General features: G+C 41.4%; 18 protein-coding genes. 7 read left to right on the top strand and 11 right to left on the bottom strand.

Features of this window, described 5'->3' with window-relative positions; all coding sequences use genetic code 11:
- Positions 1–6: 6 nt before the first annotated feature.
- From NLF92_RS01240 to NLF92_RS01260, 5 genes are all read right to left on the bottom strand, one after another.
- Positions 7–999 (bottom strand): LacI family DNA-binding transcriptional regulator, encoded by a 993-nt coding sequence (locus NLF92_RS01240; RefSeq protein ID WP_254098031.1) that lies wholly within the window; start codon positions 997–999, stop codon positions 7–9.
- A 357-nt stretch (positions 1000–1356) separates the two neighbouring features.
- Positions 1357–2355, bottom strand: a complete 999-nt coding sequence (locus tag NLF92_RS01245; RefSeq protein ID WP_349293212.1) for an aldose epimerase family protein — start codon at positions 2353–2355, stop codon at positions 1357–1359.
- The gene (gene galE, locus NLF92_RS01250) at positions 2339–3370 is read right to left on the bottom strand and encodes a UDP-glucose 4-epimerase GalE (RefSeq protein WP_254098035.1); all 1032 of its coding nucleotides are present in this window, start codon (positions 3368–3370) and stop codon (positions 2339–2341) included. The genes NLF92_RS01245 and galE overlap by 17 nt, the downstream gene beginning before the upstream one ends.
- Before the next feature lie 51 nt (positions 3371–3421).
- Entirely contained in the window at positions 3422–4570 is a 1149-nt protein-coding gene (galK, locus tag NLF92_RS01255; protein ID WP_254098037.1) for a galactokinase, read from the bottom strand.
- Positions 4570–5613 (bottom strand): UDP-glucose--hexose-1-phosphate uridylyltransferase, encoded by a 1044-nt coding sequence (locus NLF92_RS01260; protein WP_254098039.1) that lies wholly within the window; start codon positions 5611–5613, stop codon positions 4570–4572. The genes galK and NLF92_RS01260 overlap by 1 nt, the downstream gene beginning before the upstream one ends.
- Before the next feature lie 180 nt (positions 5614–5793).
- Here NLF92_RS01260 and NLF92_RS01265 point away from each other — a divergent pair, with 180 nt between their 5' ends.
- A complete protein-coding gene (locus NLF92_RS01265) occupies positions 5794–6783 on the top strand; it encodes a LacI family DNA-binding transcriptional regulator (protein WP_254098041.1) in 990 nt (329 codons plus the stop codon).
- Positions 6784–6940: 157 nt separating this feature from the next.
- Here NLF92_RS01265 and NLF92_RS01270 read toward each other — a convergent pair whose 3' ends face one another.
- Positions 6941–9925: a Tn3-like element ISKox2 family transposase gene (locus tag NLF92_RS01270; RefSeq protein WP_008126957.1), complete on the bottom strand. Its 2985-nt coding sequence runs from the start codon at positions 9923–9925 to the stop codon at positions 6941–6943.
- 260 nt (positions 9926–10185) lie between these two features.
- On the opposite strand from NLF92_RS01270, the gene NLF92_RS01275 reads away from it, so the two are divergent.
- Genes NLF92_RS01275 through NLF92_RS01290 form a run of 4 tightly spaced genes read left to right on the top strand, consistent with a single transcriptional unit; the run spans position 10186 to position 14940 of the window.
- A complete protein-coding gene (locus tag NLF92_RS01275; protein WP_254098043.1) occupies positions 10186–11049 on the top strand; it encodes a kinase in 864 nt (287 codons plus the stop codon).
- Positions 11049–11879 (top strand): HAD-IIB family hydrolase, encoded by an 831-nt coding sequence (locus NLF92_RS01280; RefSeq protein ID WP_254098045.1) that lies wholly within the window; start codon positions 11049–11051, stop codon positions 11877–11879. The genes NLF92_RS01275 and NLF92_RS01280 overlap by 1 nt, the downstream gene beginning before the upstream one ends.
- A 19-nt stretch (positions 11880–11898) precedes the next feature.
- Positions 11899–13125, top strand: a complete 1227-nt coding sequence (locus tag NLF92_RS01285; RefSeq protein WP_254098047.1) for a glycosyltransferase family protein — start codon at positions 11899–11901, stop codon at positions 13123–13125.
- A 57-nt stretch (positions 13126–13182) separates the two neighbouring features.
- The gene (locus tag NLF92_RS01290; protein ID WP_254098049.1) at positions 13183–14940 is read left to right on the top strand and encodes a sugar phosphorylase; all 1758 of its coding nucleotides are present in this window, start codon (positions 13183–13185) and stop codon (positions 14938–14940) included.
- A 1-nt stretch (position 14941) separates the two neighbouring features.
- On the opposite strand, the gene NLF92_RS01295 is transcribed toward NLF92_RS01290, so the two are convergent.
- A complete protein-coding gene (locus NLF92_RS01295; RefSeq protein WP_254098051.1) occupies positions 14942–15808 on the bottom strand; it encodes an NAD(P)-dependent oxidoreductase in 867 nt (288 codons plus the stop codon).
- An 82-nt stretch (positions 15809–15890) separates the two neighbouring features.
- On the opposite strand from NLF92_RS01295, the gene NLF92_RS01300 reads away from it, so the two are divergent.
- Entirely contained in the window at positions 15891–16376 is a 486-nt protein-coding gene (locus tag NLF92_RS01300) for a glutathione peroxidase (protein ID WP_254098053.1), read from the top strand.
- Here the strand turns inward: NLF92_RS01300 and NLF92_RS01305 are convergent.
- Positions 16373–17125 carry a methyltransferase domain-containing protein gene (locus NLF92_RS01305; RefSeq protein ID WP_254098055.1) on the bottom strand — a complete coding sequence of 251 codons (753 nt, stop codon included), beginning with the start codon at positions 17123–17125 and terminating at the stop codon, positions 16373–16375. The genes NLF92_RS01300 and NLF92_RS01305 overlap by 4 nt on opposite strands.
- Positions 17125–17877, bottom strand: a complete 753-nt coding sequence (locus NLF92_RS01310; protein WP_254098061.1) for a Nif3-like dinuclear metal center hexameric protein — start codon at positions 17875–17877, stop codon at positions 17125–17127. Before NLF92_RS01310 ends, NLF92_RS01305 begins: the two co-directional genes overlap by 1 nt.
- 96 nt (positions 17878–17973) lie before the next feature.
- Here NLF92_RS01310 and NLF92_RS01315 point away from each other — a divergent pair, with 96 nt between their 5' ends.
- Positions 17974–18312, top strand: coding sequence for a hypothetical protein (locus NLF92_RS01315; protein ID WP_254098063.1), 339 nt, complete (start codon positions 17974–17976; stop codon positions 18310–18312).
- Between the two features lie 188 nt (positions 18313–18500).
- Here NLF92_RS01315 and sohB read toward each other — a convergent pair whose 3' ends face one another.
- Both sohB and NLF92_RS01325 read right to left on the bottom strand, forming a co-directional pair.
- Positions 18501–19691, bottom strand: coding sequence for a protease SohB (gene sohB, locus NLF92_RS01320; protein WP_254098065.1), 1191 nt, complete (start codon positions 19689–19691; stop codon positions 18501–18503).
- A gap of 125 nt (positions 19692–19816) precedes the next feature.
- Complete coding sequence (locus NLF92_RS01325) at positions 19817–22396, bottom strand: acylase (protein WP_254098067.1); 2580 nt, start codon at positions 22394–22396, stop codon at positions 19817–19819.
- Between the last annotated feature and the right edge of the window lie 135 nt (positions 22397–22531).

The raw sequence follows: 22531 nt of genomic DNA on the forward strand, positions 1-22531 counted from the left end.
ATCATGCTAGGTCGATTGGCGTTTAACCAATTCGGATACAAAAAGGTGGGTTTGTTTAGAGTGTTTTGGCGAGTCATCCAGAAGTGTTTTAGATAAATTGACAGCATATTTTGCCATTTCTTCTATTGGGTACGCCATGGTAGAAAGCTTGGGTAAACACGCTTTTGCTATTGGTAGATCATCAAAGCCTAACACCGCAACTTCTTCCGGCACTCTGATGCCAGCTTCATTAAGTGCGTGAATAGCCCCTATTCCCATTAAGTCATTGTAAGCAATTATCGCTGTAAATGAATTCCCGGAATTAATGAGTTCTAGTGTCGCCTCAATCCCACCTTCAATATTGGCAGCGGCTTCAAAAATCATATCTTTTTCTAAGTTCAGTCCGTTCAACAACATCGCTTGTTTTGTTCCCATCAACCGGGCATTAGGGTCACCGTTCTGATAGATACTGCTTATTACTGCGATTTTTTTATGTCCTGATTCAATTAGAAAATTAGCCCCTTTTTGCGCACTCGATATATTATCAAACCACACACATCGCTCAGAGATTGATGGGACAAACCGATTGATTAGGACTAGACCAGGAATTTTATTCGCTAATGATTCGAGTTCTTTTTCCTCGGTGTATTCACTGTGCAAGATGATTGATTGGCAGCCTTGCTCTAATAACGAGTTAATTGATTGTAATTCGGATTCTTTTTCGTATAGAGAGTTACAAATCATTAGGTTACAGCCTAATTCTCTCGCAGCTTCTTCAGCGCCAGCAGCTAATAACCCAAAAAAAGTCATAGATATTTTAGGAGTAACTAGGCCTATAATTGGAGCGTTGTTTACCGGAGTATTAGACTTTTTACTACCGCCTTCATATCCCAGCTCTTTTATTACCTTAGTCACACGCGCACGACACTGCTCACCAACCTTTCCTTGACCATTCACCACACGAGATACGGTTGCGGTAGAAACACCAGCCACTTTAGCTACATCTCTTATAGTTACCACAATAGAGCTTCCCAATTCGCTTAAAACAATTAGGGTAACAAAATTAAGGAAAAAGGAAAACTGTTACCCTATTAATTTCTATACGTGATTATCCTATGTTGGCCTAGGTGTAATAAATTCTCCTCCTTCACGCAGCTTTGCTTGTCTCAGTTCAAATATATGCAAATGGCCTACGGTGCATTTTTTAACTAGAAGCTAATTTCCTGTTGAAGTTTACCCAAAAACTCTCTAATGCCATTCACGTTAACAAACGTATTCTTAAATTGTATCTACCAATATCTCCAATCCAGTCAGGCACCCGAGTTCAAAGCCGTTCTAGAAATCATTAAGTAGACGAAGCGCTCTACCTGCGACGCCTTATCTGTTAGACGCCGTTTCAGAAAACTGATAACGAATGTAGCTTTCGTAGGTGTCGTCAGGTTGTAAAATCACACTTGGAAAGTGGGGTTGATTTACCGCATCTACATAACCATGACACTCAATGCACACACCTTGATAGGGAACAAATTCGCCACAGAGGAATTTTCCCGTGTAAACCTGAGCGGTTGGTTGGTCGGTAAAAACGTCCATTTTTATCCCGGTCGTTTTAGACGAGAGACTCGCTTTAGCTTCAGATGTCTCACCAAGCAGAACAAAACAATGATCTAGCCCCTGCTCTTGCTGAATTTGCTGATAGCTAGAATTTTCAATCAACTCGCCAATATTGACACCTGTTTTCAGATCTTTAGAAACTAATTCGCTAGACAACAACTCCCCTGTCGGCACACCGATGCCGAGCCGCTCCAAAAACTGCTCACTTTGAACGTTCATCTCTAGAGATTTGGCCGTAGCCTCACCCAAGCTAAAATACGCATGGTTAGTTAAATTAACTGGCGTAGCTTTGTTAGTGTTAGCTCGAAAGTGTATTTCCAACCCATTTTCATCAGTTAAGCAGTACTCGACTTGAAGTTTGAGCAACCCCGGAAATCCCCCTTGCATATCGTGGCTTTGGGCAGACAAAACCACTTTCTCGGAAGTGGCATTTTCCAAATCCATTTCCCAGTACTGAAAGGACAGATTACCGGTACCACCGTGCAATGTGTTGTCACCGTCGTTTTGATCAAGTGAATAGGTTTGCCCAGCTAGCTCAAAGGTGCCGCCGCCAATACGATTGCAAACGCGGCCACACGTAGCACCAAGGTAAAACTCATCGGTTTCAAATCCTTCTGCCTTGTCATAAGCAACCAACATGGGTACTAACTGTTCATTGATTGGACACCAGATCTGGCCAATTCGGGCACCGAGATTAAGAATTTCAACTTCCATTCCCGATGCGTTTTTCAGTACGTGGCGCTTAAGCCTAGTCATGACTGACATACCCTTGAGGATTGCCAGACTGCCAGCGCCATGTATCTTTCATCATGTCGGTTAAACTGCGTTTTGCTTGCCAATTGAGCTGTTCTTTTGCTTTGTTGGCATCCGCCCAAAATGCTGGTAAATCACCTTGGCGTCTGGGCGCCACTTCAAATGGAATTTTTTGCTCTGTCGCTTGCTCAAAGCTGTTCACTATTTCAAAGACCGAAATGCCCGTGCCAGTTCCAAGGTTAAACGCTTCAACACCCGTAAATTCTGGCTTAGACGCTAACCAATTGAGCGCAGCAACATGCCCTTCAGCAAGGTCCATAACATGGAGATAATCTCTCTCGCAGCTTCCGTCTTTGGTTGCATAATCATCACCAAATACGCTTAATTTTTCGCGTTTACCCACCGCCACTTGTGCAACAAACGGCAGAAGGTTATTCGGAATACCTTTTGGGTCCTCGCCAATTTGGCCACTTTCGTGCGCCCCAATAGGATTGAAATAACGAAGCGAAATACCGCGAAATTTATCATTACTTTTGGCAACATCTTGCATGATGTTTTCAACCATGACTTTCGATGTCCCGTAAGGGCTAGCCGGTTGACCAAGAACCATGGTCTCTTTATATGGCGGTTCATTACTCTCACCATACACGGTTGCTGAAGATGAAAAGATAAAGTTTTGAACGTTATTTTCAGCCATGACCTCTAATAACGTCGCCGAACCATGAACGTTGTTTTGGTAGTAAGCCAATGGAATTTGAGACGACTCACCTACCGCCTTTAGCGCAGCAAAGTGGATCACCGCGTCAACTTGATGAGAGTGAAAAACCTCAGTCAGCGCTGCTCTATCACGGATATCCCCTTCGACAAATTCAACAGATTTATCCGTTAATTTTTCAACGCGAGTTATCGATTCGACACTCGCGTTACACAAGTTGTCATACACAACAACTTGGTGATCTTGTTGCAATAAACACAATACGGTGTGGGAGCCAATATAACCGGCACCGCCTGTTACCAATACTTTCATTCTGGTTTTCCTACCAATCTAGTCTGACTTGAAGAATCTAAAAAAGGTGCCTTACGCTTTAAAAAAGGCGCCATCCTTGGCAGCACACACATAAACGTCCGCTAACAAGCCCGTTTTGGCTTGATACAACTCTTCAATTGTCGCTTTAATTCCATCGACCATTTCATCTGGAGCAAGCGCCACGACGCAACCTCCAAAGCCACCGCCTGTCATTCTCACGCCGCCTTTGTCGCCAATGACATTAGCAATGATCTCAACTAAATAATCCATTTCGCTGGTTGTCACTTCAAAATCATCTTTCAAAGACATATGAGACTGCACCATGAGTTCTCCCATGGTCTTTAAATCACTGGCTTTTAGCGCTTCTAATGCCGCAACAGTTCTGTCGTTTTCAGTAATAACATGCCTCGCCCGGCGATATAAAACGGGGTCAATATTGCTTTGGTCGGCCTCCAGCTCAGCAAGCGAGACATCTCGAAGAGCCGGTTTGTCGAAGTATTTTGCGACCGCTTCACACTGCTCGCGACGTGTGTTGTATTCACTATCGACTAAACCGCGTTTTACGTTTGAGTTGATGATCACGACAGAAACATTTTCAGGAACCGGAGCGTGCTCAAAACTAAGACTGCGACAATCGAGCAACATAGCGTTGCCTTCTTTACCCATAGCGGATATTAGCTGGTCCATGATGCCGCAATTACAACCGACAAACTCGTTTTCGGCTTTTTGGCCTATCAGTGCCGCAGTGACACCATCAAGCGGCAAACCGTGGAGCTCCACGAATGTGCGTAAAATAGCAATTTCAAAGCTAGCAGAGGAACTTAGGCCCGCGCCTTGTGGAACATTGCCCGACACCACCATGTCGGCACCTTTAAGGTCCGGGTAATGGGACATCAAACAATTTAGCGTGCCCGCAACATAGTTGACCCACATGACTTGTTCATTAAATTCAATCGAATCTAAAGAGAAGGTTTCCATCTGCTCGCTGATATCCGAGGCAATAACTCGAACAGTTCGGTCTTCTCTAGGACTAGCCGCTATGTCAGTACCAAAATTGATGGCCGCTGGCAGAACAAAACCGTCGTTGTAGTCGGTGTGATCACCAATTAAATTGACACGACCAGGTCCGTGACACACAGTTTTTGGTGCAGATTCAAAAGTTTGTTCAAATTTGGCAGTTAGGTTTTCAATGCGAGACATTATTTGGCCTCCTTATAGTGGATTGACGGCAGTTCTTTTAATCTTGTTGCAGCTTGCTCCGGGGTGAGATCCCGTTGTGCTTCTGCCATCATTTCGTAACCGACCATGAACTTGCGAACCGTTGCACTGCGTAAAAGTGGCGGGAAGAAGCTGGCGTGTAAGGTCCACTCAGGGTGCTCTTCGTTGTCATACGGCGCACCGTGCCAGCCCATTGAATAAGGGAATGAAGAGTTAAACAGATTGTCATATTTAGTCGTAATTTGCTTAACAATGTCGGCAAGGGTGACTTGCTGCTCGCTTGTAAGCTCAGTCATGCGCGAAATAGCAAATTTTGGCAGCAATAGCGTTTCAAAAGGCCAGCCAGCCCAATATGGCACGACAACAACCCAATCATCGTTTTCAACCACAACCCGCTCTTGGTTTTCGACTTCGCGCTTAGCGTAATCTTGCAATAGGTTTGAACCTTGCTTAGCAAAATAGGCTTGTTGTGAGTTGTGCTTTTTCTCAACGAGGGTCGGTAGGTGTTGTTGCGCCCAAATCTGGCCGTGAGGATGCGGGTTAGAACACCCCATCATCGCGCCTTTGTTTTCAAAAACTTGTACCCAGTTATAGGTTTGCCCCAGCTCTTCACATTGGCCCTGCCAAGTTTTTACCACCTCGGTGATTTCATCGACGGTTAACTGAGGCAGTGTTTTACTGTGATCAGGTGAAAAACAAATAACGCGGCTCTCGCCTTGTTCGGTATGCATCTTAAACAGGGGATCGTCTTCTTGATAATCTGGCGTGTCTGTTTTTAACGCAGCAAAATCATTGGTGAATACGAACGTCTTTTCGTACTTTTCGTTTATTTCACCATTAATTCGGGTATTACCCGCACACAAGTAACATTTTTCATCATAAGTTGGCTTTTCTTCTTCGTCTAAGGTTTCAACTTGACCTTGCCAAGGGCGTTTTGCCCTGTGCGGAGAAACCAAAATCCACTCATTTATCAGTGGGTTATATCGACGATGTGGATGTTCTGTTGGATCAAAAGTCTGGCTCATAATTATTCCAAAGATGAAAAATCAGGGATTCATTAAGGAAAAGGGTAAACGTTTACATTTTTAAATGCAAACGTTTTCCCTAAATAACCGATTCTAGATATATTAACCCTATGTATTGACTTTAAATATTCATACTTTATAACGAGGGAAGTATTTTAGATATTAGGTAAACGTTTTCAAATGGCCACAATAAAAGATGTCGCTCGAGTTGCCGGGGTTTCCATCGCGACCGTGTCCAGAGTCGTCAATAAAGGTCCAAAAGTTGGACAAAGAACGAGAGACAAGGTTCTCTCTGTAATGAACGAATTGGGTTATACCCCCAATGCAAACGCTCGAGCTTTGGTCACTCAAAAAAGCACGACCATTGGTTTGGTGATCCCCGACCTCTCTGATCCATTTTTTGCAGCACTGGCCAGTGGAGTCGATAAAATTGCCAAAGACAGCAATGTTCAATTGCTGATCAGCACCAGTTCTATGTCTGCCGAAAGCGAAAAACAGGCAATTGACCTTTTAGTAGAGCGGCGTTGCGAAGCCATAATCATCCACAGTAAATTGTTAGCAGAGACGACATTAATTGAATTGTCCCAGCGCATTCCGGGTTTAATTTTGATTGACCGCTTTATCGAGTCGATAAACGATCGCTGTGTTTGGTTGGATAACCTTGAGGGCGGCCGCATAGCGGCAAGACACTTTGCCTCTTTGGGCCACAAACAAATCGCATGCATCAACAGCAACTATTCCATTGATGACCCCAAACTTCGTTTGGAGGGGTTTCGCCTGGCATTGGTAGAGCAAGCTCTAAAACTAGAGAACGATATGGTGAGTGAAAACGAGCCGAGTTTAAAAGGCGGAGAAATTGCGACCCAGAAGTTACTGGCATCGGGCAAGCCCTTTTCGGCACTTTTTGCCTATAACGATGCAATGGCAATAGGCGCAATATCAACGCTAGAGGACAATGGTTTTAAGGTTCCGCAGGACGTTTCTGTCATCGGTTTCGATGATGTGATCTTGTCTCGCTATTCAAGACCTAAATTAACCACCTTGCACTACCCGATTGAAGAGATGGCCCAAAATGCCGCTAAGTTGGCTCTGAGTTTTGCTGCCAATGAACAAGCAGATGTTGTTCGAAATTACCTTCCAAGATTGATTAAGCGGGAATCAACGGCTTAGTTAACCAGAAAAAACGCAGCCCAAATCAATTGGGGAGAACCAAAGTCGATTTGGGCTGCTAGCCACAGAGGGGTTCTAGGGATTTTCCCCTCTAAAGTAACATAAATCGCCACAACCCTCGCAGTTAATGGCTTGTGGAGCTGGGTTACCTTTCATTTTAGACTTCATTTTCAACAATAGGCCTAGTTATTTCCTGTAAATCAGGTAGTTTGCGGTTACTAGCGAACTGATAAGTGCCGCTCAGATTAATGTTCTGCCATGCAACGGGTGATACTTGTCGAGTTATTGCTGCTTTTTCCTCGTCACCAACTTCTTCAAAGTGCAGTAATAGATGACTTAGGATCATCGAGTTAAAGTAGATAATAGCATTTGCCGTCAAACGGGCACACTCGTTCCAGACGACTATTTCTGATTCGTTTTTTCCACGGAACTGGTCACGATTGACCGATGCAATAGCTCGCCTGAGGAAATGCCAGGCTTCGCCTCGGTTCAGTGCTCGTTGAACATATTGGCGCAGACTTGCATCATCAATATAATCAAGTAAATATTGGGCTTTGATGAGCCTATTATATTCCGTTAATGCTTGTAATATAGGGTGTCTAGATGGATAACCAGATAATTTGCGTACTAGCAATGCCTGTGTTGTGCGTTTTTCTTGAAGGGATAACACAATACGCTGAATATCCTGCCAGCCTTCTTCAATCACATTCATTTTTATCGGCTTTTTCAGCGCCAGATGCGTGTTTCCGTCGTCGCTTTCAGTTACGTTAAATAGGTCATTGATCACACTGGTGAACTGAGCATACCTAGGCGCAAAACTATAACCGCATAAATCCAATAAGGCATAATTAACATGATTAACACCATGGGTGTCGGTTGAGAGGACATCTGGCTTAAGATCACTAGTATTAGATTGTAGTAAGTCGTAAATATAATGGGACTCATGCTCATTAGATCCTATGATACGGGCATTTAACGCACTATGATTGGCAACTAACGTCATGGCCGTAATACCTTTGTTGGTGCCGAAGTATTTCGAGGAGTAGCGAGTTTTAAAAGTCTCAAGGTGAGTTTCAAATTTTTGCCCATCGGTACTGGCGTGCAGGACGTCTTCTTGGATGTGATAGTGGCGGAAAATAGGGAGTGCCGCTACTGCGTTATTGATGATATCACTAGCCTCTTGCAAGGTTTCAGGCCTAATATAATTAGCTTGTATAGTGCTTAGATGCTCATAACTGCGATCAGATATTTGTGCCATCCCATATACGCCGCGATGTGTCGCATTCGCAATTAGAATAGCCAATAAATCATCCTGATTGGCGCCTACTTGTTTTTGTATTGGCAGCACGTGTGCGAAGCATTGCATAAAGTTGGTTTCTTGTTCAACATAACGCAACACATCAGCAATACTGACGGGGATCATTTGTTTAAAGAAAGGGTTGTTGACAAGTGATTGGGAGCCTTTAACTGGCAGTCGCCATCGTGTGCCACTTCGGCTCTTCATGATCACATTGCGGTTATCACCATTATCAATGTGACGAGCAACATCTTCTAGGGATGTTGTTAAGCGTATTTGTTTTACTTGCAGTAGCTTCTGAATCGGCTGCTTTAGCTTTTCCAATGTTGATGATGCCAATAGATCAGGCTGTATTGACGATGCAATTAAGTCGTCTTCTAGCGCACGATATTTAGTGACGTTTGATAAGTAAATTCGACCATTAAGCCGAGAAGCCAGTTGACGGTAAAGCAACCATTCGTATCGCTGTGGATGAACAACATCCTTGTTAATTAACCATGGACGATGTTTTTGTTGGATAAGTGTACTATCCATTGTTTGCAATGTATTACCTGCTAATAGTTCTGTTTTTGTGGTTTTGAGCTGGGTCACTAATGCTTCTGAGCCTTTACCTGCTTGGCATTCAAGACATAGAAACACGGGCCTTAATAACTGCTCAATTAACCCGTTTTGATCATCATAATATTGCCATTGATATTCTTCTACCGTGCGTTTTTGCTTTTTTAAGTACAGGCATAGCGTTTCTATATCTTGGTTATTCATTACACTTAATGCTTGTTGCCTAACCGTTGCAAATGGTTGATTATCGTCGATACTGTCATCAACAAACAGATGCAGTAATTCTGCGGCTTTGGTGACATTGTCTGCAGCTGACCTCCATGAGTCAAACACTGCCTGTTGGGCAAACGCATGCGCAGCTTCTTGTTGTTTACGGATATGATGAATAAACCCATCAGCCAATCGCTCTAGGCTTTGCCGTATGCGTTGAGTCAGAAAACACAGCAACCATAGGTGTTGCTGTGGACGCTTAAAGCGTTTTAGTTTACTGCCATAATAATCCACCATTTCACCGAAGTGTTGTTGGTTTTTAGACGATAAGGCTAAGCCCTTAACAGCATTATCAATCTGTCTTGTATAAGGCTGTAACTGATGATACACCGTCAGTTCTTTTTTTAGCTCTGTCACCATAACGCTTTTTGCACCGGCTCGAAGCTGGCTTAAGGAGAGCCCATCTTTGTCATCGATAATAGTATTTAGAAATCCGTGTAGTTCAGATGAAACATGAATACGAAGCTTATTATTTAACGCCTTCTTGACCTGTTGGATAACACGACTGATAAGCTTTTGTAAGACAGTATATTTAGGGATGGCAATTCTATGCGTTGCTAGATATTCAGCGGCTGCATCGAATAGATAACGAGGCTCAAGCCAAGCTTTGCCGACCATAACAAGATGTTCGTACAGCGGCGCAAAGTGCAGACTTTCGTCCCATTTCTGATAGTTTAATAACCTCAGTATTCTTTGATATATACGGTCACGCTGCATCTTATTAATGCTGAAAGGCCTGATCCCTTTGCCTCCTTGAACTTGCGTTGAAATAAACTGCATATCGTCAAAGATGAGGTTAAAGCTAGGTGAAAGAATCACAGGCTTAGACTTAAAATACCCTAATAACGCAATGAAATAGCATCGGTGGTTCCTTAGGCGAATACTTTTCAACTCTGTTAACTCGATCTCGTTTGGCGTAAAATACAATCGTTGTTGTTCAAGTGATAATAGCGGCGGAGAATATAGATCAAGCTGCTCAGCTTTGGTAAGAATTGATAGTTCGTTTTTTATAGCCATAGGAATTAAATTAAGTTTAAGGGGTTGTTAACCTCATAATTTGCCATACTTTGGAGAAGTAACCCACCTTTGTATGCCTTTAAATATGGTGAGTATGGCGATTTATGTTACTTTAGAGGGGAAAATCCCTAGAACCCCGACATCGCTGTCACTCTGATCACGGGGTTTTCTCGCAAATTTTTGATAAACACACGCAAAAAGAATAATGTGGCATAAAGCTTGAAACAGTTTAATTACTTATATTTAAGCAGTCGTGTTTTATGTCTCATTATTTAGACTTCATTCATAAAAATAAATTAAATAACAATTACTTAGCTTATGCAGAACGCTGGTTTCGACCTGCATTAACAAATGCTTTGTTGCACCAAAATGATACACAACCATTATTTCTTGGTATCAATGGTGCACAAGGTTCTGGTAAAAGCACTTTAGCTGAATGGCTCAAAGTCACAATAGAGAACACGTCACATTTACAAGTCATTATCGTATCCATAGACGATTTTTACCTCAGTAAAAAGGCACGCGAAACACTGGCTAAAAATGTACATCCGCTGTTAAAAACACGTGGTGTTCCAGGGACGCATGATCTGGCCCAAGCACTGCGTGTATTTACTGCTTTGCAAAATGGGCGGCCCTGTGACATCCCACGTTTTAACAAACTTCAGGATGATATCGCGCCACAAAATGAGTGGCAAAGCATCGTGGGACCTGTTGATATTGTGATTTTTGAAGGATGGTGTGTTGGCTGTCCGCCTCAGTTAACGCATCAACTCAGTCATCCTGTCAACAACTTAGAAAGTCAGTTTGATAAAGATAAAAAATGGCGCATATTTGTTAATGATCAACTCAACTCATATCAAGAATGGTTTGCTTATATCGATCAATTATGGATGTTACAGGCTCCATCTTTTGCCACCATTTTTGCATGGCGCAAACAACAAGAACAATTATTAGTTTCTAACGCACCAGAACAGCCATTTATGAACGATGAGCAACTGTCTTATTTTATCCAGCATTATCAAAGATTGACCGAACACAGTCTGCTTTACACGCCAACACATGCACAGGAAATTTATCACTTAGATAAAAATAGAAACATCATTTCTCATGAGAGTAAATCCTAATGAAAATTATTTACACTGACTTGGATGGTACTTTATTAGACCACAACACATATAGTTATGCGGCAGCTTTGCCAGCTTTACAGCAATGCGCAGTTGCGAACATTCCCGTTATTTTCAATACCAGTAAAACCTTCCAAGAGGTAAGAATTTTGCAAGATAAATTGGATTTGCAAACGCCGTTTATTATTGAAAATGGTGCCGCTATTTTTATTCCGAAAACATTTGCACGTAATTTGGGGCTTGATGTGGATGCATGTATCGACCAATACGAGTGTTCGGATACAGCAGATTATCTAGTCAAGATATTCGCTTTACCAAATACCCATTGGCAAAGAATACTCGAACAGATGCCACGTTGGCATTCACTTTATAAAGCTTTATCACAAACACCCGTAGATGAGATTGTGGCGCTGACAGGACTCGATCACGAACAAGCACGACAAGCTCAACAAAGACAATACGGAGAACCGTTATTTTGGTTAGGTACAGAGGCTGAAAAACAGTTATTTATCGACGAGATAAAACAGGTTGGTGCAGTACCGATTCAAGGCGGTCGTTTTTTACATATCAACGGCACAACCAACAAAGGCATAGCCCAAGACTGGCTTACTACCTTATTTAAATCAGTCAGCCGTGGACTGATTCAAACTATCGGACTTGGGGATGGTATGAATGATATCCCATTATTAGAAAATGCGGATATAGCCGTCCAAGTTAAATCTCCAGCCTATGATTTCCCCCCTTTGCATAAAACTCAAAATATTATTAAGACTAAATTAGAGGGGCCTGCTGGCTGGAACCGAGCCATTTTAGATATTTGTACTAAATAATTACAATTTAAGGAATCTTATGACCGATTTTTATCAAAACGGTATTATTACTACTTTACATAACTTAGATGAACGTCCTATTGAAGAGATGGAAGCTGAATTAGTTAAATTTAGCAAAACTCGTCCCATGGCATTGATTCTCCCGTCGTTATACAGTGAGTTAGAGGGCATTGCTTTACCTAATATTATTCAAGAGTTAGCAGCAGTCCCCTATCTCAGCCAAATTATTATTGGGTTAGATCGCTCATCACAAACAGAGTTTCAAAAAGCCAAAACGTTCTTTAGTAAATTACCACAGCACCATAGAATATTGTGGAATGATGGGCCTAGATTGCAGGCACTAGACCAAAAATTACAAGCGTTGAATTTGGCACCCACTGAACTAGGTAAAGGTCGTAATGTCTGGTACTGCATGGGTTATGTTTTAGCTTCTAAAAAAGCCGAATCGGTTGCATTACACGACTGTGATATTTTAACTTACGACCGTTCCTTATTGGCTCGCTTAATTTACCCTGTCGCTAATCCACAATTTAATTATGAGTTTTGTAAAGGATTTTATGCCCGTGTTGCCGATGGCAAAATCAATGGTCGAGTATCCCGTTTATTAGTCACTCCTCTTCTCAGAGCTTTAAAACGGACGTTAGGAGATAATGAATATATTGAATTTATGGACTCATTTCGTTATCCATTAGCGGGAGAGTTCTCATTTCGAAGAGATGTACTCAATGATATTCGGATCCCTTCAGATTGGGGACTTGAAATAGGTGTTTTATCTGAAATGCATCGTAACTATGCAAATAACCGTTTATGCCAAGCCGATATCGCACGTTTTTATGATCACAAACATCAAGACCTCTCACTACAAAACGACCAAGGTGGGTTGTCTAAGATGTCAATTGACATTACCAAAGCCTTATTTAGAAAACTGGCAACACAAGGACATACCTTTAGCACCGAGATGTTTCGCTCCATCAAAGCGACTTACTTTAGAATTGCACTGGATTTTATTGAAACCTACCATAACGATGCCCTCATGAACGGTCTCACGCTTGATATTCACAGTGAAGAAAAAGCAGTAGAGATGTTTGCTCAAAACATCATGAAAGCGGGTCAGAGCTTTTTGGACAATCCTATGGAAACGCCTTTCATCCCCAGTTGGAACCGAGTTGTGAGTGCCCGTCCCTCAGTGCTAGATGAATTGTACGAAGCCGTAGAGTTAGACCATCAAGAATTCATGGGGTTATAACCAGCGTCACAACCCATTTCACAATCAGCGTTACTGTATGAAACGTAAGGTAGAAGTATGAATAATGTTTCCTTAAAAGAACAAATCACACATTATCTGAGGCTGGTATATGACTCAGATATGCTCCAAAAACAACATTACCAAACACATCAAGAATTTGCTGATGATTTGATTACAGCTATGGGTTTAACTCCTACAAAACAGGAAAACAGTCCGCCACCACACAAAAACCACTGGGATGAAACACGCTCAGTATTAATTACTTATGCCGATTCTTTATTGGAGGAGGACGTTAAACCGTTACATACCCTCCATGATTTTATTGATAGGTACTGCCAAGACAATATTTCAGATATTCATATATTGCCTTTTTATCCGTATAGTTCCGACGATGGATTTTCTGTAATTAACTATATGAGCGTCAACGAGTCGCATGGTGAATGGAGTGATATTCACGCTCTTGCACAATTAAAAAATTTGATGTTTGATTTGGTGATTAATCATTGTTCGTCACGTTCTCAATGGTTCCAAGAGTTTATCAATGCCCAAGGCCAAGGTCAGCACATGTTTTATACTGCCTCTCCCGAAGGCGACTACTCTGCTGTAACAAGACCTCGCACCAGTCCATTGTTACGCAGTACATCTACAGTAGAAGGTGAAAAACATGTGTGGTGTACGTTTTCTCACGACCAAGTAGATTTTGATTTCTCGCATCCCATGGTGTTACTGGAGTTTGCGAAAATAATTGCATTTTATTTGAATAATGGTGCGAAGTTATTCCGTTTAGATGCTGTGGCTTTTTTGTGGAAGGAATTAGGTACTTCATGTATCAATCATCCTAATACACACACTATTATAAAAATTTATCGTCTTTTAATAGAGCATGCTTGTCATGATGCTGTCGTGATTACGGAAACCAATATTCCTAATCACGAAAATTTACAATACTTTGGGAATGCAAACGAAGCGCATGCCATTTACAACTTTGCTCTACCTCCCTTACTACTGCATACTTTAATGTCAGGTGACAGTTCTGCAATCACGCGTTGGCAAATGGCCATGCCACCTGCACAAAACGGTACGACCTATTTTAATTTTATTGCATCCCATGATGGTATTGGATTGCGCCCCGTTGAGAATTTATTAAGCTCAGCCCAAAAAGATGCTTTGATTACATCTTGTCAATCTCAAGATGCTCGTATCAACTGGCGAACATTACCTGATGGTTCCCAAAGTGCTTATGAAATAAATATTGCTTTATTTTCTGCCTGTGGCACAACACATGCCGGAACCGATGACTGGCAAATTGCCCGATTTATCTGTGCTCATACCATTATGTTTGGTTTAGAAGGTATCCCTGGGTTGTATATTCATAGTTTAATAGGCACACCAAATGATTTGGCTAGAGCGGAGAATTCAGGGCAAAACCGTTGTATTAATCGCCATCAATGGGATTTTTCGAAGTTAACCACAGAATTGTCAAACCCAAGTTCACCCCATCATTTAGTGTATACCCAAATAGATAAGTTATTGCGTCTACGCAGTAAACAACGAGCATTTCACCCCAATGCGACACAATTTACTTTGCAACTTGGCAAGCATATTTTTGGTTTTTGGCGACAAAGTATTGATCGGCAACAAAGTATCTTTTGTATCAGTAACATTACTAACCAGAAGCAAAGTGTTAACGTGCAGGATATCAATTTGGTCAATACGCAAAAATGGTACGATTTATTGTCTGCTGAGACATTAGATGAAGATAAAGTGAATATTCAGCTAATGCCTTATCAAACAGTTTGGATTACGAATACTTAAATTAGCGTAAACGTCGCAGAAGGCTGGAAGTATCCTGTCTACCACCTGACATTTTCTGTATGTCTGCGTAATACTGATCAACGAGTGCGGTCAATGCCAATGTAGCCCCATTGGTTCGAGCCGCATCTAGTGCAATACCTAAATCTTTGCGCATCCAATCCACCGCGAAACCGAAATCGTATTGCCCGTCAATCATGGTCTTGGCACGATTGTCCATTTGCCAAGATTGGGCAGCTCCTTGACTAATAACATCGACTACTTTATTGCGATCTAATCCTGCTTTTTCACCAAAGTGTAACGCTTCTGCAAGTCCTTGTACGATGCCAGCAATACAAATTTGATTCATCATTTTGGCCAATTGCCCAGCACCAACGGCACCGATCAATTGAAATTGTTTTGCGTACGCACTTAGCGCTGGCTCGGCTTTAGCAAAATCGCTGGGTTGTCCACCACACATAACAGTCAACATACCGTTCTGGGCACCTGCTTGACCACCCGAAACAGGCGCATCAATAAATCCAACAGATTGTTTAGAGAACGCTAACCCAAGCTCTTTAGCCAATTCTTCAGAAGCGGTTGTATGATCAATGACTAAAGCGGACTCAGATGCCCCAGCTAATATTCCATTAGCGCCATATACAACACTACGAACATCGTCATCATTACCCAAGCACATGCATATAATATCGGCATCCGCAACAGCCGTTTTAGGTGTTTCAGCAGAGCTACCACCGAATTGTGCAACCCAAGCATCGGCTTTTGCCGCAGTACGATTATAAACAGTGACATTATGCCCTGCTTTGACTAAATGCCCTGCCATGGGATATCCCATAACCCCTAAGCCTAAAAATGTAATATTTATACTCATCATGCCCTTTATTTAAACTTTAAAACCCATATTAAAGTAATAATAACAGTAATAATAATGAAAAACATAAGGCAGAAAAAAGATGGCTACAATTTACGATTTCACAATGCCACTCGCCTCTGGTGAAGAGCATGATTTTGCACAATTTAAAGACAAAGTGTTATTAATTGTTAATACTGCTAGCAAATGTGGGTTCACTCCTCAATATGATGGCTTACAAGCATTACAAGATGAATATGCGGAACAAGGCTTCTCAGTATTAGCGTTTCCATGTGATCAATTTGGTAAACAGGAACCCGGCAACGATGCAGAAATTGTAGAGTTTTGTACAACGAGATTTAGTGTCAGTTTTCCATTATTTAGCAAGATAGAAGTAAATGGCGATGGTGCAGCTCCTTTATATAAGTTCATGAAGTCCTCAGCTAAAGGGATTTTTGGTTCTGAAGGGATCAAATGGAACTTTACAAAGTTTTTAGTCAACAAGTCGGGAGAAGTTGTCAAACGCTATGCGCCAACAACCAAACCTGAACAGATCCGTAAAGACATCGAAAAACTATTAGCTGACTAAGTAATCTTGCGCACAATGATATGGAAATACCTGCCCATAAACTTATAGGGCTCTAGTACACCGTACTGCTTTTCTGCGGCTAATAGTTCAGCATATTTTTGTTCCTGTTGTTCTACATGCCGCATATTATCATGTACACAACGAATGCCTGCAGTCTGCACTACCTCAAGTTCATCTTGAGCGTTAAGCCAATGCAAAACACGTTGGTAACTGACAGGCGCTTGTGGATTTAATTTGACCTTACTTTTAGTTTGCAAGCCCCTTGCGACATAATCAAAATTACCGTACACCATATTGGTATAACGATGCGCTTCTTCTGAAAAAAAAGAAAGCGAGAGCACTCCTCGTTTTACACAGAGCTGTGTCATTTTTTCTAGTGCTGCTAAAGGGTCTTTGACCCATTCCAACATGGCGTGACAGACCACCAAATCAAACCTATCTGAGATGTCGTGAAAACTTGCTACCTTAAAGTCACAATCTTGCAACAGCGGATTTTGTAAGTTTTGCTGGATACTTTCCTCTGAAATATCTATACCAAGTGGGCTTGCCCCGAACTGCGCCAAAGAGTGACACATATGGCCTAACCCACACCCAACATCTATCACAGCTTTGTTACCTAAATCCGATAGGATACCGTTGCTTTGTAAATGATAAATAAGTAATTCATGGCGCAAACGGCCTTTTGTCGTCCCATAAATATTTTTGGCGAATTTATCACTGAGGCCATCAAAGTTGCGATCATGTGTCATTAGGCAGGATTATCTATGTCAATAAACTCCACCGAAAGTGAAAATTCACGGGCAATATATTCACCCAATGCTTTGACACCATATCTTTCAGTTGCGTGATGACCAGCGGCAATAAACGCAATATCATTTTCTCTAGCAAAATGAATGGTCTGCTCTGACACTTCGCCGGTCAGGAATAGATCAGCTCCAGCTTGTGCCGCTTGCTCTATATAATTTTGACCTCCGCCAGTACATAAAGCGACTTTCTGGATTAAGCGATTGGTATGACCTTCAGATAAGGGTGGCCGAGCCAAACATGCTTCTACATGTTCAGTAAAATCTTGTAAAGAGAGTGGCTTAGCCAATTCTCCCATTTTAACAATACCTTGCGGAGAAACTGGTAAATCTTGTACGTTTTCAAGCCCGAGAAGACCCGCTAATTGAGCATTATTACCAAGTTCAGAGTGGATATCTAAAGGTAAATGATAAGCCACTAAATTAATATTGTTATCGAGTAAAGATTTTATTCGACGTTGTTTCATCCCTGTAATGACAGCAGATTCACCCTTCCAAAAATAGCCATGATGCACTAATAACATATCAGATTTATTCGCTATTGCAGCATCAATTAATGCTTGTGATGCAGTCACCCCAGTGGTTATTTTTTGTACATCAATGGTACCTTCAATTTGTAATCCGTTGGGGCAGTAATCCTTTATCAAACCGCATGAAAGGTGCGAGTCTAGGGCGCTTATTAAATCATCACGTTGCATACATTAATTACTCTAAATGACCGAATTAGACAATTTTAACAAAAAGGGTTATAAAACTCATATAAATTAACATTTATTGAAGGTTTCATCATTCTTATGAGTAAATTAGACAAAGACCAAGTAATTGAGCAGTTTACCCAAGCATATACTTCAGCTAATGGAAAGGCCCCCACTATCGAAGCAAAAGGTGGCTGGTACAGTGTTGATGGTGGTAAAAATGTTCGTTTAGTCACATTAGCAGAAATGACTTCAGAGTTATCGGATACTAAAAGCACTGCGCCTAAGGTGGAAAAAGCACCGGTTAAAAAGCCAGCAACAACTAAGAAGAGTGCGAAAAAATCTCCAAAAGCGGCCAAAACTTCAGGGTTTTCAGTGAAAGATTGGTGGCAAGAAAATGTTTTGAATGCAACACCGGGTAACCGTCCCCCTCGTTAAACGTTCTTAATAAATACATCACATTCAACAAAGTCAGAAATAGTGTGTTGATTGGACGGTTTGATAAGAACTACATTCACAATGTTTGTTTGCAGCATAAAGTTCATATACATTGTTTACATGTTGAATGTGCGTAGGCAATGGCCTGAATTCTGCTATGTCCTTATTTCAGGCCGGCGTTACTTTGCTTAATAGTTAGGTTTAGTTGAACTAGACATAATCTTATGAAAGATACGTAAAACAGCACCTTCTGCCGCAAAACCTAATTTTTCAGCCAGGTTTTTCTTTTCGACATATTTCACTCGATAAACCTTATGAGTTTGATTCAATTCTAATAGAACATCATCAGAAGTAGATAACTTATCAACTAAACCTTTTTTTAACGCTTCTAGTCCATACCAGTATTCACCGGTAGCGACTTCATTAATATTTAAATCAGGTCTATTTTGCACAACAAAATCTTTAAACATAACATGTACCGCTTCGAGTTCGGCTTTAAATTTAGCACGCCCTTCATCAGTATTTTCACCTAACATCGTTAACGTGCGCTTGTATTCCCCAGCAGTATGCATTTCTATATCCACATCATTTTTCTTTAACAACTTATGAATATTTGGAACTTGCGCGACAACACCTATTGAGCCAATGATGGCAAAATTGGCACAAATAACGTCATCAGCAACACAGGCCATCATATATCCACCACTGGCTGCTACTTTATCAATCGTCACAGTCAATTTTATTTTAGCATCTTTGATACGTTGTAGTTGTGCAGCTGCTAGTCCATACCCGTGAACTACACCACCACCACTTTCCAGACGAACTACCACTTCGTCTTCGGTAGTTGCAACAGATAAAATAGCTGTCACTTCCCTGCGCAAAGCTTCCACTTCATCTGCTTGCATAGAACCAGTAAAATCAATTACGAAAACATTGTGTGATGAATGTCTATTGGTACCGATATTAGCATTAACTCCTTGCAGCTGGTTTCCTGCTATTTCACTGCATGCTTCTGATTTTTTTGCCGAAGAAGATTCTGCCGAAGACACACTGTTAAATGATGATTCTGGCGATTTATCTTGACCAACTTCACCTTTTTTTGAAGCTTTTTTGGCCGCTTTTTTCTCCGCTTTTACACGCGCTTTTTCTTGCTTATCAAACGCTTTGAGCTCGGTATCTGATAATAAGCTTCTTTTGCCATATTGCTTCAGTTCAGCATAACTATCACTGAGTGAAACAAACTCTAACTGTCCTTTTTCAGTGGTATTCCCTGATTGTTTCATGGCTATTGAGATCATAGCAACTAATGTAATTATTAATGCAATAACAACAGTTAATGCTTTAGCCAAAAATAAGCCGTATTCGTAAAAAAATTCCAATCTATACTCCATATACCTAGATTTACGTTAATAGTCTAAACGAAAAAACCCGTTTAAAAAATATTTTAAACGGGTTTACATACAAAGTTTGTAACGTAACGTAAATTACTTTACGGCTAAGCTCGTTATTGTGCCGTGGCAGAGGTAGAAATATCCATTTCCATGACAACATTGGCTGCAATATCAGCTTCTGCGAAAAACATTGGACGTAATGTTGGTTGAGCAGAATATAATAAGGTTTGATCCAAATAGTGTTGAGAGTTCACATCATGCGACTGTGAATAACTCAGTAAACCTCGTGCTTGTGGACCATTTTCTGTAAAGTTAACAACTGTCATCCAACTGCTGCCGTAAGTAATATGATACCCTTCTCCCTCAGCAGATAAGCGCGTATTAGGTAGTGTCGCGTATTCATGACGAGGCAATAAAGTACCATTGTTACCAATATCTGTATCGAAAACATTAAATCCACCTTCGACATTGTGCGCTCCACCCCATGGGAGTTTCGTACCTGTTGGCAGACCAGCAGACGTACTACGTTCGACAAACTGCACCTCTCCTAGGGTAGCATCTAAAGCAATTCCCGCTGTTTGAACATTCAATATAGCTTGTGCCAACTGTTGCATAGTTGTCTCATTAACGTCTAGTGTATTAGGTGTATTAGCAGGATCCGTAGCGTCAAAAGGATTCACCCATTGCGGCGCAAGACGAAATGCAAACGCAAACTCTCTGAACAAATGGGCAGCAGTACTATCGGTATTCATGCGACCGTCCCACAACGCTAACGCTGCACAGCCTGCAGAAATATCAACACTGGTCCCATTTACAACGACAGGTGTAGACTCTCTAGCACTACATGCGGCAACTAAATCATCTAAGACACTATCGGCTAGATAACTTTGATTACCAAGCAATGCTTCTTCGACTTCTTGAGGATTAAATAGACCATCAGCACCAGCAGCTGTTGCGAGTAAAGAATGAGCCATACGTGACCGCAGTGACTGTTCATTATCCACTCTCCCAAATAGTGGAGAGACGCCTGTGATTGGATTGTCTAAGTTAGTTAACCAAAAGCTGTCATTTGAGTTCTGAACATAGTCAGTACCTTCATATTTTGGCGCTTCAGCATAAGGTACAGGTCCAACAAAATCCATTTGAGAAATAAATCCTGGTAAAACAGTAAACCCAGCAGCAGCGCGAGTAGCAACGAGAAGTGGATTAGTGGTGAGTTGATTAATCGCTGTATTCGTTAAACCTGGTACAGTAGAGTCATCGATATAAAACACTTCGCCATTTTTTGATGCTGCCATAGTGTTATTAAAGATAACGCCGTCATAATCTTTAAACGCTTGCTTAAACTCTTCCATGTTACTGGAGAGGTTCATAGCAAACCAATGATCAACAATGTCAAAGTTTGGTAAATTTGCATCTTTAATAGCAAACGCATTGGTCTCATTCCAATCAAAGTTCCCGGGGATGGTCACCATAGGACCATAATTGGTGTAATACGCTGTTTTACCCAAGCGCATTGAAGTGCTGGGCCCTGTCGCTACATCAATGGCTAGCTCTTTGGCAAAAATGGTCCGTTTTTGACCATCCACCAAATGACTTTTTGCAGTTTGATCATTAGGATCAATACTTAACTGATACAAAACAAAATGTTCTGCCGTGCTAAATGTATGAGTCCATGCTACGTTCTCATTAAAACCAATATTAACCGCACCAGGAACCCCCATTAATGACCCGCCCATAACGTTCAGATAACCAGGGATCGTCGTATGAAATTGCCAAAAACGTAAATTTCCAGTGTGTGGAAAATGAGGGTTAGCTAACACCATCCCCATACCATTTTCAGTCATATCAGAACCTAGCCCCCATCCATTTGAACCCAAATCTTTAGCATTCATTTTTGGTACAGTAATCTCTGGGTTAATGGTAAATGGAATCTGTGTGTTCGGTCTGAGTACTTTTTCTGAATTATTTGTTTTAGCCATTGCCACTGGATAAGGTAAAAATGACTCTCCTGGAGGCGCGGCAGCAAACATAGCAGGTAAAAAATTAGCAGCCCCTGGCAAAAGAGCAATGCCTAGTGCATAAGTTAACAAATCTTGTTCCGTAATTGCTTGTACCCAAGGTTGATTGGCACAACTCGGGTCTATATTGGCGACTCCGGTATCATTTAGATATTTATTATACCCTTGCGTATAGCCAGATAACATGGCACGTGTATTTGCAGATAAAGAGGCCATACCTGACATAGCATACTCTTTGATACCGACTGTCAAATAGCCAAAATCATTAATGATATGAGCGGAATCTCCGCTACCTGGCACCTCATCTGGTCCATAATATTTAGCGCGTTCGGAATTAAACTTTATGATCTGATCGGCTAATACACAAATATTGTCATTAGCAAAAGCATAACCAACACCAAAGGCCATGCTCTCCACATTATCAGCTGTAATATGCGGTACACCATAGGTCGTCCAGCGGATATTGGCCTGCAAAGCGCCATCGTTATCAAAAGCGGGTAAAGGGTCACTCGGCACTACTGGCATTTCTGGTGGGACTGTTGTAGGAGGTAAAGCTGCAACAGGGTCTCCATTACAACCCCCTAAAAATATAGAAGTAGCGCAGGCAAGGGCAATTAAGGTGGGTTTTAAAACTGGTTTTGTCTGTAGGGTAACTGAATTGTTTTTATTCATATCTCACTCCATTTGATTCTTCTCAAACATAGCTTACGCAAAAGTAATTTACAAATAATTTACATTTATACACCAATATGATGTGTAAAGGCATAATTAAACACAAACCAAAAAAAAGCCCCTAAATAAAGTGTC

The organism is Opacimonas viscosa (assembly GCF_024199005.1).
Taxonomy (GTDB): domain Bacteria; phylum Pseudomonadota; class Gammaproteobacteria; order Enterobacterales; family Alteromonadaceae; genus Opacimonas; species Opacimonas viscosa.